Genomic DNA, 13,228 nt, shown 5'->3' on the forward strand with positions numbered 1-13,228 from the left:
TTGCGATGCAGGTCTCTTCAAGGTGGCGCCCGAAGTTGGACTCGAACCAACGACCCCCTGATTAACAGTCAAGTGCTCTAACCGGCTGAGCTATTCGGGCAGACGACTAGTATAACCACTCTTCACGCGCGATGGTAGGGGTGATTCGCAATCATTGCGGCGGCCCGGTACAACTGCTCGGCCACCACCAGGCGCACCAGCATGTGCGGCAGCGTCAATGGTCCAATCGACCACTTTTCGTCGGCCAGCGCGGAAACTTCCGGCGAATGCCCTTCCGGGCCACCGATCAGGAAGGCAAGGTCCCTGCCCTGCCCACGCCAATGCTCCAGCCGCTGCGCCAGCTGTTCGGAACTGAGCTGGCGGCCCGGCACATCCAGCGCCACCACATAGGCATTCTTCGGCAGTGCGGCGATCACGCGCCTGCCTTCGTCTTCGGTGGCGCGGCGCGCATCGCGGCCCTTGCCGCGCAGGCCGGGCTCGATTTCCACCAGATCGAACGGCAGCCAGTGCGACAGCCGCTTCTGGTACTCGGCGAAGCCCTGCGCCACCCAGCCGGGTGCGCGTTCGCCGGTAGCAATCAGGCGGGCTTTCATCAACGGTCCTCCAAAACGTCGACGGCGCCATCGGCGCCGTCGAAGGGATGCATCAACGTGCGGCTCAGGCCACTTCGTCGTCGCTGGACGGCGGCTGGTCGCCAACGGTCCACAGGCGCTCCAGGGCATAGAACTCACGCACGCGCGGCAGCATCACATGCACGATCACGTCGCCCAGGTCGACCAGTACCCACTCGGCTTCGCGCTCGCCTTCAACACCCAGCGGCATCACGTCGAGATTCTTGGCAAAGCGCACGACTTCATCGGCGATCGACTTGACGTGGCGGGTCGAGGTGCCCGAAACGACGATCATGTAGTCGGCAACGCTGGACCGGCCGCGCACATCGATCTCGACCAGGTCCTTGGCCTTCAGGTCTTCGGTGGCTTGGCGGACGCTGGCCAGCAGTTCCGGCACGGACGGCGGCGGGCTGGGCAGATCGACCTTGATGGTCTGGGGCTGGGTCTGGTTGCTCAAAGTGGATCGACTCGATAAACGTGGGGGCGATTATACGGGCAAGCCGGGGCGGCGGCATTCACGGCGTAGGGGAGCGGTACAGGCCATGGGCGGCCACATAGTCGGCCACGGCCGGCGGCAGCAACGCCCGCCAGGGGCCGCCGGCGGCGATCTGCGCACGCACGGCACTGGCCGATTCCTCGCGCAGCGGATGATGCAGGCGCAGGATGCGCCCGGCCGGACTGGCGAACAGGGCCTGCTCGTTGTCGGCCCAGCGGCCTTCCAGGGCGCGGCCAAGTTCGCCATCCACCGAGGCCTGAAGGGGGCTGCCCGGGCGCTCGGCCACCACGAAATGGGCCAGCCCGAACAGTGCCTCCCATTCATGCCAGCGGGTCAGGCCCAGCAGGCTGTCGGCCCCGACCAGCCAGGCCAATGGCCGGCTGGGGCCCAGCTCGCCGCGCAGTTCGCGCAGGGTGTCGACGGTGTAGGACGGGCGGCCGGGAAAGCGTATGGCGCGGTCCAGTTCACGATGGTCCAGCAGCAGGCCAGGCTCATCGCCGATGGCCAGCGAGAGCATGGTGAAGCGCTGGTCAGCGGTTGCGCCCGGCACCGCGCGATGCGGCGGATCAGCCGCCGGCAGCATGCGTACAGCGACCTGCAGTTCGTCACGGGCAGCACGCGCGATGGCGAGGTGCCCGAGGTGCACCGGATCGAAGGTGCCCCCGTAATAGATCCGCAGGCTCATCACTCAGGCCCGCGCCAGCAGGCGCACGGCACGCGGTTCGGCCACGGCCACCAGCAGGCGCTCCAGCGCCAGCCAGGCATCACCGTCGGCGCGCCCCTTGGCGATGCGGTCGACCAGTCCGGCCTCGGCCACGAAACGCTCCCAGCGCTTGCCCTCGGGGTGCCGCTGCAGAGCACGCTTGTAGGGCGCCTGCCGCGATTCCCAGATGCCGCGCGATTTCATTTCGGCGGCCAGATTGCCGCCACGCGCCTGTACCCGGGCCAGGCCGGCACCAGCCAACAGCTCGCGGATCACCATTGGCATCAGTGCGGCCACCGCCTCGCCTTCGCCACGCAGGCCCGCCAGCATGCGCAGCACCGCCGGCGGCTGGCCGGAGAACGTGGCTTCCAGCAGCCGGAAAACGTCATAGCGGGCGGCGTCGGCCACCAGCGATTCCATCCGTTCCACGTCCAGCGGCTGGCCGTCGGCCAGCAACGCCAGCTTGTCGATTTCCTGCGCAGCGGCCAGCAGGTTGCCCTCGACCCGCTCGGCCAGGCGCTGCACGGCGGCCGGATCGGCACGCAGGCCCTTGCCACGCAGGCGGCGCTCGATCCAGTCCGGCAGTTCGTGCGGCTTGATCGCCCACGCCACCGACAGCACGCCGATGCGATTGACTGACTCGGCCCACTTGCCCTGGTGGGCCTTGCTCCATTCGTTGGCAGTAATCATCAGCACCACGTCCGGCGCCGGGTTGGCGCAGAACTGGCTGATCACCTCGGCCCCGTCCTTGCCCGGCTTGCCGCTGGGCAGGCGCACCTCGACCAGGCGGCGGGCACTGAACAGGCTGGGCGCGTTGAAGCTGGCGTCGAGCTGGTTCCAGTCGAAATCACGCCCATCGGCGTCGAACACTTCCCGCTCGGCAATGCCGGCGGCGCGTGCGCGTGCACGGATGGCGTCGGCCGCCTCAAGCACGCGCAGGGTTTCCGGGCCGGCAATCAGGTAGACCGGCGCCAGCGGGGTGTCAGCGCCCTGGCTGGCCAGCTGCTCCGGACGCAGTTCCATCGTCGCGACTCAGTGCTTGGCTGCGGGAACCGGCTCGGCCGGCTCCGCCCCTTCGATCGGCTTGGCCTTCGGCGCCGTCAGGCTGCCGCCCTTCTCGATCTCGGCGCGCACCACGCTGTCGATGCGGCGGATGATCGACGCGGACATTTCCCGTCGCAGCTCATCGGCCAGGATTTCGCGTTCGGTGGTGGTACCGGTGGCGTCGGTCGGCGGCGACACGTAGTCGCGCGACAGTTCGATCACCTGCTGCGGCACCAGCTCGCTGCCATCCTCGCGACGGAAGATGAAGATCACCGCATAGCGCAGGCTGTACTCCTGCGCACGGCCCTGCGAGTCGATGGCGATCGGCAGGTCGCCCCAGCGTTCGGAGAGCACCTGGAGCTGGGTACTGGGCCCCTTGCTGTCCTCGTCGGCCAGCTTGGCTCCGGATGCCAGCAGGCTGCGATTGAGCAGCTTGACCAGTTCGCTGTAAGGCGCGGTGGAGACCACCTTCACCGGCGCCGTGTCGGTCGGCAGCATCAGCTTGTTGCGCAGATGGAAACCGCAGCCGGCAAGGCCGAGGACAAGAACGAGGGCAAGCAGGATTCGGGTCATGGAGACAGTCTGGCGGAGCCGGGCGATCACGGCAACACACAGCCTGCCCGAAGCCGCGTGAATGCAGGGCCATCAAGTGCATGGCCCCGCACCGGGAAGGTACCGGCCACCGCGTGGGTGACCGGCCCAGGATGCATCAGGCAGCGACGATGTTCACGATCTTGCCCGGCACGATGATGATCTTGCGCACGGTCAGGCCTTCCATGAACTTGGCCGCATTCGGCTCGGCCAGAGCCAGTGCTTCGACCTGCTCGCGTGCAGCATCGGCGGCCACCTCGATGGTGCCACGCAGCTTGCCGTTGACCTGCACGGCCAGGGTCAGCGCGTCGCGCACCAGCGCACCGGCGTCGGCCTGCGGGAACGGCTGGTCTTCCAGCAGCGTCTCGCCATGGCCCAGCACCTGCCACAGGGCGTGGCTGGCATGCGGGGTGATCGGGTTCAGCAGCAGTACGATGGCCTGCAGCGCTTCCTGGCGCACCGCACGGCCCTGCTCGCTGCCGTCCTCGAACTTGGCCAGCGCGTTCATCAGTTCCATCACCGCCGCGATGGCGGTATTGAAGCTGTGGCGACGGCCATAGTCGTCACCGACCTTGCCGATGGTCTCGTGGGTCTTGCGGCGCAGTGCCTTCTGGTTGGCGTCCAGCGCGGCCACGTCCAGCGCCGGGGCGGCACCGTCGGCGGCGTGCTTCTGCACCTGGGCCCACAGGCGGCGCAGGAAGCGCGCCATGCCGTCCACGCCGGCTTCGTTCCACTCCAGCGACTGTTCCGGCGGGGCGGCGAACATCGAGAACAGGCGCACGGTGTCGGCACCGTACTTGTCGACCATCGCCTGCGGGTCCACGCCGTTGTTCTTCGACTTGGACATCTTTTCAGTGCCACCGACCACCACCGGCTGGCCGTCGGCGATCAGCGTGGCGCCAGTGATGCGGCCGCGCTCGTCGCGCTGCACTTCCACATCGGCCGGATTGATCCAGTCCTTCGAGCCGTCCGGGTTCGGGCGGTAGTAGGTCTCGGCGATCACCATGCCCTGGCACAGCAGGTTGCGTGCCGGTTCGTTGCTGTCCACCATCCGCGCGTCGCGCAGCAGCTTGTGGTAGAAGCGGAAATACATCAGGTGCAGGATCGCGTGCTCGATGCCGCCGATGTACTGGTCGACCGGCAACCAGTAATTGCCGCGCTTGTCGACCGCATCACGGGCACCCGGCGAGGTGTAGCGGGCGTAGTACCAGCTCGACTCCATGAAGGTGTCGAAGGTGTCGGTCTCGCGCTCGGCCGCGCCGCCGCATTCCGGGCAGGTGGTCTTGCGCCATTCCGGATCGGTCTTGATCGGCGAACCAGTCCCCGAGAACGCCACGTCCTCCGGCAGCACCACCGGCAGCTGCTCTTCCGGCACCGGCACCGCACCGCACTTGTCGCAGTAGATCACCGGAATCGGGCAACCCCAGTAGCGCTGGCGGCTCACGCCCCAGTCGCGCAGGCGATAGTTGACGCGGCGCTGGCCCTGGGCCTTGCGCTCGAAGCGTTCGGCCAGGGCTTCGAAGGCGCCCTGGAAATCCAGCCCATCGAATTCGGCCGAGTTGACCAGTTCGAAGGCACGGTTCTTGTCGCTGTACCAGTCCTGCCAGCGGGCACCGTCCCAGGTGCGCTCGTCGTCGTTGCGCGGATCCTTCAGCGCGATCACCTGCTTGATCGGCAGGCCGTACTTGTTTGCCACTTCATTGTCGCGCTGGTCGTGGCCCGGAACAGCCATCACCGCACCGGTGCCGTAGCCCATCAGCACGAAGTTGGCGACCCACACCGGCACCTTTTCGCCGGTGACCGGATGGATGGCACGCAGGCCGGTGTCCATGCCGCGCTTTTCCTGGGTTTCCAGCTCGGCCTCGGACACGCCACCCTGCTTCATTTCCGACAGCAGCGCAGCCAATTCCGGGTTGTTCTTCGCCGCATGCAGGGCCAGCGGATGTTCGGCGGCGATCGACACGAAGGTCACGCCCATCACGGTATCCGGACGGGTGGTGAACACGCGCAGCGGATCCAGCGCACTGCCGTCGACATCACGCACGTCGAACTGGATTTCCAGGCCTTCGGAGCGGCCGATCCAGTTGCGCTGCATGGTCTTGACCGAATCCGGCCAGCCGTCCAGTTCATCCAGGCCGTCCAGCAGTTCCTGGGCGTAATCGGTGATGCGCAGGAACCACTGCGGGATCTCGCGCTTCTCGACCAGCGCACCGGAACGCCAACCACGGCCATCGATGACCTGCTCGTTGGCCAGCACGGTCTGGTCGACCGGATCCCAGTTCACCACCGCATTGCGGCGGTAGGCCAGGCCCTTGCGCATCAGGCGCGTGAACATGCGCTGTTCGTGGACATAGTAGTCCGGGCGGCAGGTGGCGAATTCGCGCGACCAGTCCACCGCATAGCCCATGGCCTTGAACTGGCCACGCATGTGCTCGATGTTCTTGTAGGTCCAGGCCGCCGGTGCGGTCTTGTTCTTGATTGCCGCGTTCTCCGCAGGCAGACCGAACGCGTCCCAGCCCATCGGCTGCAGCACGTTGTGGCCGGTCATGCGCTTGTAGCGGCTGATCACGTCGCCGATGGTGTAATTGCGCACGTGGCCCATGTGCAGCGCACCGGACGGGTACGGAAGCATCGACAGGCAGTAGTACTTCGGCTTGTCCGAAGTCTCGTCGACTTCGAAGGCACGGGTGGCGTCCCAGTACTTCTGGGCGGCGGATTCAACCTGCTGCGGGTCGTAGGCGTTGGTTTCAGCGCTGGTCATGGAACACGCGGATGCGGCGGCAAAGCGGTACAGCGTACCGCAGTGCGGCAAACGTCTCCAATCCTGCCCGCCGACCGCCGGCGTCGCCAGCGCCCGGAGCCGATCTCAGCGCGGTCGCGACAGAGGCAGGGCCAGCGCCAGCCAGACCGCCCAGCAGGCGAATGCAAGCCGTTGTGCCAGCGGCGCCGGCAGCACGCCCTGCAGCGCAAAGGCAGCCAGCGCCGCCAGCACGCCACAGGCGAGCGCCACCCCGCCCAGGGCGCGGCCGTGCGTCTGGCGCAGCTGCGAGATGCCCAGCAACAGGGTGCCGGCGACGAAGCCCAGCACCCAGATCATCCAGGCACTGGCGTGCAGCTGGCTGGCCGGCCCGTGCAGATCGTCCACATCCAGCGGCATCAAGCCCATCGCGGTGAAGGCCAGTCCGCCCAGCAACAGCATCTGGCTGCCCACCCGCGGCGCCCAGCCAGCACTGGCCGGCAGCTGTCGGCGCAGGCACTCGGCCACGACCACCGCCAGCAGGCCCGGCAGTACGAAGCCCAGCAGATTGAAGGCCAACGCGTGCGGCACGCCGTGTGCGCCCAGCAGGGCCACCGGGTGCCGCGCCTGTGCATAACCTTCCAGGCCGGTGCCGAAGCCCAGCACCGCCAGCACGAACAGCAGTGCGGCGGCGGGGCCGGACAGACACAACAGGGAAGACGGGGAGGTCATGCAGGCTCCAGGAGCAACGGCGGCGGGAACGACGCATTGTCGGGCATTTGCCGCAGTCCGGGTTGAGACTGGCATCGATCGTCACCATAGAATCGGTCTCCAGATGCCAATCGATGCCTCCCCCATGACCGAGACGACCTACGTATTCGACGCCACCACTGCGACCTTCGAGGCCGAAGTCCTGCAGAAGTCGCTGCAGACGCCGGTGCTGGTCGACTTCTGGGCCACGTGGTGCGGCCCCTGCAAGACCCTGGGCCCGATGCTGGAAAAACTGGCCGCCGAATACAACGGTGCCTTCGAGCTGGCCAAGGTCGATGTCGACAAGGAACAGCAGATTGCCGCCGCCTTCCAGATCCGCTCGGTGCCCACCGTGTTCCTGGTCAAGGGCGGCCAGCTGGTGGACGGTTTCCCCGGCGCCATCCCGGAAGGCCAGCTGCGTGAGTTCCTGGCCCAGCACGGCATCGTGCCGGCCGACGTCGGCGACACTGCCGCCGAGGACGAAGCGCCGTTGGATCCGCAGGCACAGGTGGACGTACTGCGTGCGCAGATCGCCGCCGAGCCGGACAAGGACGAGCTGAAGCTCGACCTGGCCCTGGCCCTGCTGCAGATCGGCGGCGTGGACGAAGCCGGTACGCTGATCGACGGCCTGCCCGCCAACCTGGCCACCGACGACCGCGCCGTGCGCGCCCGCGCCCGGCTGTCCTTTGCCGCCGCCCTGAAGGACGCCCCGGCCGCCGAGGTGCTGGACGCGCGCATCGCCGCCAACGGCAATGACCTCAAGGCCCGCCACCTGCGCGGCGTGCAGCTGCTGCTCGGCGGCCATGACGAAGCCGCGCTGGCGCAGTTCCTGGAAATGCTGCGGATCGACCGGAGTTTCGAGGAAGGCCTGCCGCGCAAAGCGCTGATCGATGCCTTCAATGTGATCTCCGACGAGGACCTGGTCGGCCAGTACCGCCGCAGGATGGCCTCCCTGCTGTTCTGAACGGAAGCCGGGTTCGTTCAGAATCCCTGCACTGGACGCGGGCAATAATGCGCACGATGGCGGCCGTAGGGCCGCCACGATCCGTTCGGGGGGATGAGGTCGGGGCCATGGGGTCTTGCAGCTGCACCCCCGCATTGCCGGGATTGCAAAACTGTGACCTTCGTCCGCTCGCTGTTGTTTGCCATGCGCTTCCAGGGCGCCCTGCTCTGTGCCCTGCTTCTGCTGCCGGCCATCGCCGCCGCGCAGGACTGGAACTACCGGGTCCGCCCCGGCGACACCCTGTGGGATCTGGGTGGCGTGTATCTGAAACCCTCGGTGCGCTGGCAACAGCTCCAGCAGCACAACCGAATCGACAACCCCTACCGGCTGCCGCCCGGCCAGCTGCTGCGTTTCCCCATCAGCTGGCTGCGCATCGAACCGGCACCGGCGCGGGTGCTCTCGGTCCGCGGCAAGGTCGAACTGTCCAGTGGAGACGGCAGCGCCAGCCGCGCCATCCAGGCCGGCGAGCAACTGCATATCGGAGACACCGTACAGACCGAGGGCGAATCCAGCGTCACGCTGGAATTTGCCGATGCGTCGCGCCTGCAGCTGCGTGAGTACTCGCGCCTGCGCCTGGACCAGCTCAGCCGCTACGGCCACACCGGCATGGTCGACACCCGCCTGCGCCTGCAGCAGGGCCGCGCCAGCAATCGGGTGACGCCAGCGCGCGGCCCGGCATCGCGTTACATCATCGATGCGCCCACCGCCACCAGCAGCGTGCGCGGCACCGTCTTCCGGGTCAGTGCCGGCGACGGTCGTGATGCCGCGGCCACCGAGGTCCTGCAGGGCAAGGTGCAGGTCGGCAACGCCCATGGCCAGCGCATGGTCCAGCCCGGACAGGCCACCCGCAGCGCCAGCGCCGACGCCGCGCCGGATGCGGTCTCCGCGCTGCTGCCGGCGCCGCAGCTGCGCAACGATGAACTGCGCCTGGCCCCGTTGCCGACGCTGCTGGCATGGACTCCGGTCACCGGCGCCGCGCATTACCGCGTTGAAGTGGTAGAGGCAGCCACGCCGGAGATCCTGCTGTTCGCTGCCACCACCCCCGATACCCGCCTGGCCATCGGCGATCTGCCGCCGGGCCAGCTGCGCATCCTGCTGCGCGCGGTCGATGCGCAGGGTGTGGAAGGCATCGACGCCAGTGCCGACTTCGAACTCAGCGACCAGCCCCCACCGCCGCTGACCCTGGCCCCGCTGCATGGACAGACAATCAACAGCGACCGCCCGCGGTTCCGCTGGAGCCAGGCCCCCGGTGCGCGCAGCAGCGTGCTGCAGATCGCGGCTGATTCCACCTTCGTACAGCCACTGCAGGAACAGACCAGCACCGGCACCGACCTGCGCCTGACGCAGCCATTGCCGCCGGGTCACTACTTCTGGCGGATCGCCTCCCGCAGTGCCGATGGGCACCAGGGGCGCTATGGCCAGGCCCTGCAACTGCAGCTGAGCAACGAGCCGGTGGATCCTGCCCTGCAACCGCCCGAGGCCGCGCACGGTGAACTGACCCTGCGTTGGCAGGCCGGCAGCGAAGGCCAGCGCTATCGCGTGCAGGTCGACCGCCGCGGCGACTTCAAGGCACCCCTGGTCGACGAAACCGTGGCCGAACCGCAGGTCAGCTTCAAGCGTCCGTGGCGCGGCACCCTGCATGTGCGCGTGCAGTACATCGACGATGACGGCCATGCCGGCGAGTTCTCGCCTGCCCAGAAGATCGCCCTGCCGTGTCGCCTCTGCTATGGCACCGGCGGCGGTGCCCTGCTGCTGTGGCTGCTGTTGTGAGGCGTTCGCCGCTGCCGTGGTCGAAGCGGATCCTGCTGGCCATGCTGGCCGGGATACTGACCCTCGTCGCCAGCCAGGGCCAATGGCTGTGGCGGCAGGACGAGGCCACCTACGACGCGATGGTCGGCAACTGGGACTATCGACCCGACCCGAGCGTGCTGATCGTGGCCATCGACGAAGGCAGCCTGCAACGCATCGGCCAATGGCCGTGGCCGCGCTCGGTCCACGCCCGGTTGCTGGATCGCCTGACCGATGCCGGTGCCGAACGGGTCGCGCTGGATCTGATGCTGTCCGAGCCGGACCGCCGCGACAGCCGCCAGGATGAGGCGCTGGCCGCGGCCATCCGTCGCAATGGCCGGGTGGTGCTGCCGGTGCTGGCCGCACCGGCAGCCGGTGATCGCATGGCCGAGGAAATGCTGCCGGTTCCGCAGATCGCGGCCAGTGCCGCCGCCATCGGCCACACCGACGTTGAGGTGGACAGCGACGGCGTCGCCCGCGGCATCTACCTGCATGCGGGCATCGGCAAGGCGCATTGGCCGGCGCTCGGGCTGGCCCTGACCGGCCTGCCCGCGGGCGCGGTGCGCGGACTGCCCGACCCTGATCCCGAGGTGGGCTCGCCTTATCAATGGCGGCGCAACGACTACGTGCGGGTGCGCTATGCCGGACCTCCCGAGCAGTTGCCGCAGGTTTCCTACGCAGACGTACTCGATGGCCACGTGGACATGGCGATGCTGCATGGCCGCCGCATCATCGTCGGCATGACCGCCAGCGGCATCGCACCGCGCCTGCTGACCCCGACCACCCGCGAGTTCTGGATGAGCGGCAGCGAGTACCAGGCCAACATCGCCTCGATGCTGCTGCAGCACAAGCAGATCGAGGTGCTGCCCCGCTTCTGGCAGCACACCATCAGCGCGGTGCTGGTGGCGCTGTGCGTGATCCTGCTCGGCCTGCGCCTGCCGTGGCTGGCGGCGCTGTGTTCGCTGCCGCTTGCTCCTCTGCTGAGCTGGTTGCTGTTGCGCACCAGCAACCTCTGGTGGGCGCCAGCCACCGCCCTGCTGGGCGTCCTGCTGGTCCTGCTGGCCTGGGCGACCTGGCGGATTTCGGCCTGGCACCGGCAGGCCAACCGCGACGCACTGACCGGCCTTGGCAATCGCCTGCGTTTCGAACAGGCGTTGCAGCAGGAATGCGACGCCGCACGACGCAACGGCAAGCCGCTGAGCCTGGCGCTGATCGACGTCGACCACTTCAAGCGCCACAACGACCGCCATGGCCACCAGGTCGGCGACCGCGTGCTGCGGGACGTCGCCCGGTTGATCGGCGCGCATGCGCGGCGTCCGCGCGACATGGCCGCGCGTTACGGTGGCGATGAATTCGCGCTGGTATTGCCCGATACCCCGGCCGAGGGCGCGCGGCTTGTCATCCAGGACCTGATCGACTGCGTACGTGCATTGCCGGTACACGGTGACGGCAGCGACGATCGGGTGACGCTCACCATCGGCGTGTTTACCCGGGTACCGGAAGGCGAGCTGCAACCGCATCATTTCGTCGAAGGGGCCGACACCGCGCTGTACCGGGCCAAAGCGAATGGACGCGACGGGTATGTGATCGACGGCGGCGCGTGACCGGTGCCACCGGGTGCAACATACGCATGCGAATGGTTAGACTGGACACCTCGCCCAGCGCCCCCGGATCCGCATGAACGCCCGTCTGTTCCGCTTCGGCATCAACCTCTGGCCGCCCTTCCTGTTCACCGGCATCCACGTCACCCGCATCACCCCCGACTACCGGCAGATTGATGTCGAGCTGCGCCTGCGGCCATGGAACCGCAACTACGTCGGCACCCACTTCGGCGGCAGCCTGTTCGCGATGACCGATCCGTTCTGGATGCTCGGCCTGCTGCACATCCTCGGCCGCGACTACTACGTGTGGGACCGCGCCGGCGCCATCGACTTCCTCAAGCCGGGCCGTGGCATCGTGCGGACGTCGTTCCGCATCGACGACGCGCTGCTGGACGAACTGCGCGCCGAAGCGGCCAGTGGCGAGAAGGTGCTGCGCTGGTTCAGCAACGACGTGATCGATGAAAGCGGCGAGGTGGTCGCACAGGTCCGCAAGCAGGTGTACCTGCGGTTGAAGCCACACGCACGCTGAGCGCGCCTCAATCGCGCGCCAATGCAGTCGAAGCTGGCTCCGCCTGCAGCGGTACCGACAGCCACGGGTTCTCATCAGCGCTGCGCGCTGGAGAGCGCCGCGGCACCTGTAGATGGCGGCCATCCGCCGACAAGCGCGGCACCCGCACCGGCGAGGCGAACTGCGCCGGCAACCGCTGCAGGGCATCCACCGGATCCCCCGGCTGCTGCCGCAGCCAGCGCTGTGCACCCAGTAGGCGCAGCATCGCCGCGGCGTCCTGGGTGCGCGACGAATAGGCCGGATAGACCGGACCCGCAATGTCGGTCAACAGGCAACCCATGACGTTCGACAGGCAACCAAAGTCACGCTGCGGCGGCGCCGGCACCGGCAACGGACGGTCCGCCTCCAGCGCAGCGGTCGCCGTCGCGCCACAGGCCCAACCGAGATTGCCGGCCGCACGGGCCAGGGTGCTGCTGCGGTCCAGTACCAGCGCGCCGCCGAATTCCCGCGCCGAGGTCTCGATCGCCACCCGGTTCATCGCATACTCGCCCTGCATCGCACGGCACAGGCTCTGCTCGTCGGCCCGCATCGGCTGCATGGCCTGTTCGCATTCGGCCGGCAGCGGGCGATCGGCAGGCAGTTCGACCAGCATGTCGGCCAGCAGCTGCGCGTTGGCCTGCACCAGGCTGGCGCCGATGATGCTTTCGACCAGATAGCTGCCACCGGGCACCAGCCGCCGGCCCAGCTGCACTCCCCGGCAGCTGCCGCGCAGGGCACCGTCGATGTCACCCTGTACGAACGCCAGCGCGCGTGCGCTGGTGGCATCGACCACCAGCCCGTAGGTCGGCATCGGCACCAGGATGCCCTCGCCCTTCGGCTGGAACGGCGATACGAAGTAGTCTGCTTCGGCGAGCTGATCCAGCCGCGCGTGCAACTGCTGGTGCCCGGCATGGGCCTCCACGAAGCGTTGCGGGTCCGCGCGGACCTGGGCGAGGCAGCCGCGGGCGGCCGGCCCGCAACTGGCACCGGGCCGCGAGCGCAGCTCGGCATGGTTGGCCACCAGGTGTGTCTGGCCGCCGCTGCTGCCCCGCAGGTCGGCCTCCCAACGGCGCACGTCCTCGGCCAACGCCTGCTCGCGCTGGCGGGCATCCAGATCGTCGAACGGCAGCGTCCACAACAGGGCATAACCGTTGCGCCCGCTCGCCGGCAGCCGCGCTTCCAGCCGTTTCTGCGCCTGCAACCGCGATTCCGGCACCGGCCACATGCGTGAGGCGCACCACACCACGATGGTCAACAGCAGCAGGCCCGCCAGGGTCCAGCCCAGTCCGCGCAGAATCTTCAACACAGCTTCCCTTCCATGGCTCGTTGCCGCAGTCGATCCACCAGCGTAATCGAC

12 protein-coding genes and 1 tRNA gene are annotated in these 13,228 nt (G+C 68.1%); 4 read left to right on the forward strand and 9 right to left on the reverse strand.

Features of this window, described 5'->3' with window-relative positions:
- Positions 1-23: 23 nt before the first annotated feature.
- The 8 genes from AC5P9P_RS07255 to AC5P9P_RS07290 all read right to left on the reverse strand — a co-directional run bounded on the left by AC5P9P_RS07255 (position 24) and on the right by AC5P9P_RS07290 (position 6,914).
- Positions 24-100, reverse strand: a tRNA-Asn gene (locus AC5P9P_RS07255).
- A gap of 22 nt (positions 101-122) precedes the next feature.
- Positions 123-593: a 23S rRNA (pseudouridine(1915)-N(3))-methyltransferase RlmH gene (gene rlmH, locus AC5P9P_RS07260; protein WP_049453118.1), complete on the reverse strand. Its 471-nt coding sequence runs from the start codon at positions 591-593 to the stop codon at positions 123-125.
- Between the two features lie 64 nt (positions 594-657).
- Positions 658-1,068 (reverse strand): ribosome silencing factor, encoded by a 411-nt coding sequence (rsfS, locus tag AC5P9P_RS07265; RefSeq protein ID WP_005410536.1) that lies wholly within the window; start codon positions 1,066-1,068, stop codon positions 658-660.
- A gap of 58 nt (positions 1,069-1,126) precedes the next feature.
- Positions 1,127-1,795: a nicotinate-nucleotide adenylyltransferase gene (gene nadD / locus AC5P9P_RS07270; protein ID WP_005410537.1), complete on the reverse strand. Its 669-nt coding sequence runs from the start codon at positions 1,793-1,795 to the stop codon at positions 1,127-1,129.
- The gene (gene holA, locus AC5P9P_RS07275) at positions 1,796-2,833 is read right to left on the reverse strand and encodes a DNA polymerase III subunit delta (RefSeq protein ID WP_033835324.1); all 1,038 of its coding nucleotides are present in this window, start codon (positions 2,831-2,833) and stop codon (positions 1,796-1,798) included.
- A gap of 9 nt (positions 2,834-2,842) precedes the next feature.
- A complete protein-coding gene (locus AC5P9P_RS07280; protein WP_005410539.1) occupies positions 2,843-3,427 on the reverse strand; it encodes an LPS-assembly lipoprotein LptE in 585 nt (194 codons plus the stop codon).
- A 136-nt stretch (positions 3,428-3,563) separates the two neighbouring features.
- On the reverse strand, positions 3,564-6,206 hold the full coding sequence (leuS, locus tag AC5P9P_RS07285) for a leucine--tRNA ligase (protein ID WP_005410540.1): 2,643 nt from the start codon (positions 6,204-6,206) through the stop codon (positions 3,564-3,566).
- 105 nt (positions 6,207-6,311) lie between these two features.
- The gene (locus tag AC5P9P_RS07290) at positions 6,312-6,914 is read right to left on the reverse strand and encodes a DUF998 domain-containing protein (RefSeq protein WP_033835326.1); all 603 of its coding nucleotides are present in this window, start codon (positions 6,912-6,914) and stop codon (positions 6,312-6,314) included.
- Positions 6,915-7,038: 124 nt separating this feature from the next.
- Between AC5P9P_RS07290 and trxA the strand changes: the two genes are divergently transcribed.
- The 4 genes from trxA to AC5P9P_RS07310 all read left to right on the forward strand — a co-directional run bounded on the left by trxA (position 7,039) and on the right by AC5P9P_RS07310 (position 11,853).
- Positions 7,039-7,896, forward strand: coding sequence for a thioredoxin (gene trxA, locus AC5P9P_RS07295; RefSeq protein ID WP_005410542.1), 858 nt, complete (start codon positions 7,039-7,041; stop codon positions 7,894-7,896).
- A 153-nt stretch (positions 7,897-8,049) separates the two neighbouring features.
- On the forward strand, positions 8,050-9,705 hold the full coding sequence (locus AC5P9P_RS07300; RefSeq protein ID WP_495232672.1) for a FecR family protein: 1,656 nt from the start codon (positions 8,050-8,052) through the stop codon (positions 9,703-9,705).
- Positions 9,702-11,327, forward strand: a complete 1,626-nt coding sequence (locus tag AC5P9P_RS07305; protein ID WP_184014327.1) for a CHASE2 domain-containing protein — start codon at positions 9,702-9,704, stop codon at positions 11,325-11,327. The genes AC5P9P_RS07300 and AC5P9P_RS07305 overlap by 4 nt, the downstream gene beginning before the upstream one ends.
- Positions 11,328-11,400: 73 nt before the next feature.
- Positions 11,401-11,853, forward strand: a complete 453-nt coding sequence (locus AC5P9P_RS07310; RefSeq protein WP_010482929.1) for a DUF4442 domain-containing protein — start codon at positions 11,401-11,403, stop codon at positions 11,851-11,853.
- A gap of 7 nt (positions 11,854-11,860) precedes the next feature.
- Here the strand turns inward: AC5P9P_RS07310 and AC5P9P_RS07315 are convergent, their stop codons facing one another.
- Complete coding sequence (locus AC5P9P_RS07315) at positions 11,861-13,177, reverse strand: hypothetical protein (RefSeq protein WP_049403488.1); 1,317 nt, start codon at positions 13,175-13,177, stop codon at positions 11,861-11,863.
- Between the last annotated feature and the right edge of the window lie 51 nt (positions 13,178-13,228).

It is taken from the genome of Stenotrophomonas sp. YJH_SMC_14-1 (assembly GCF_059372275.1).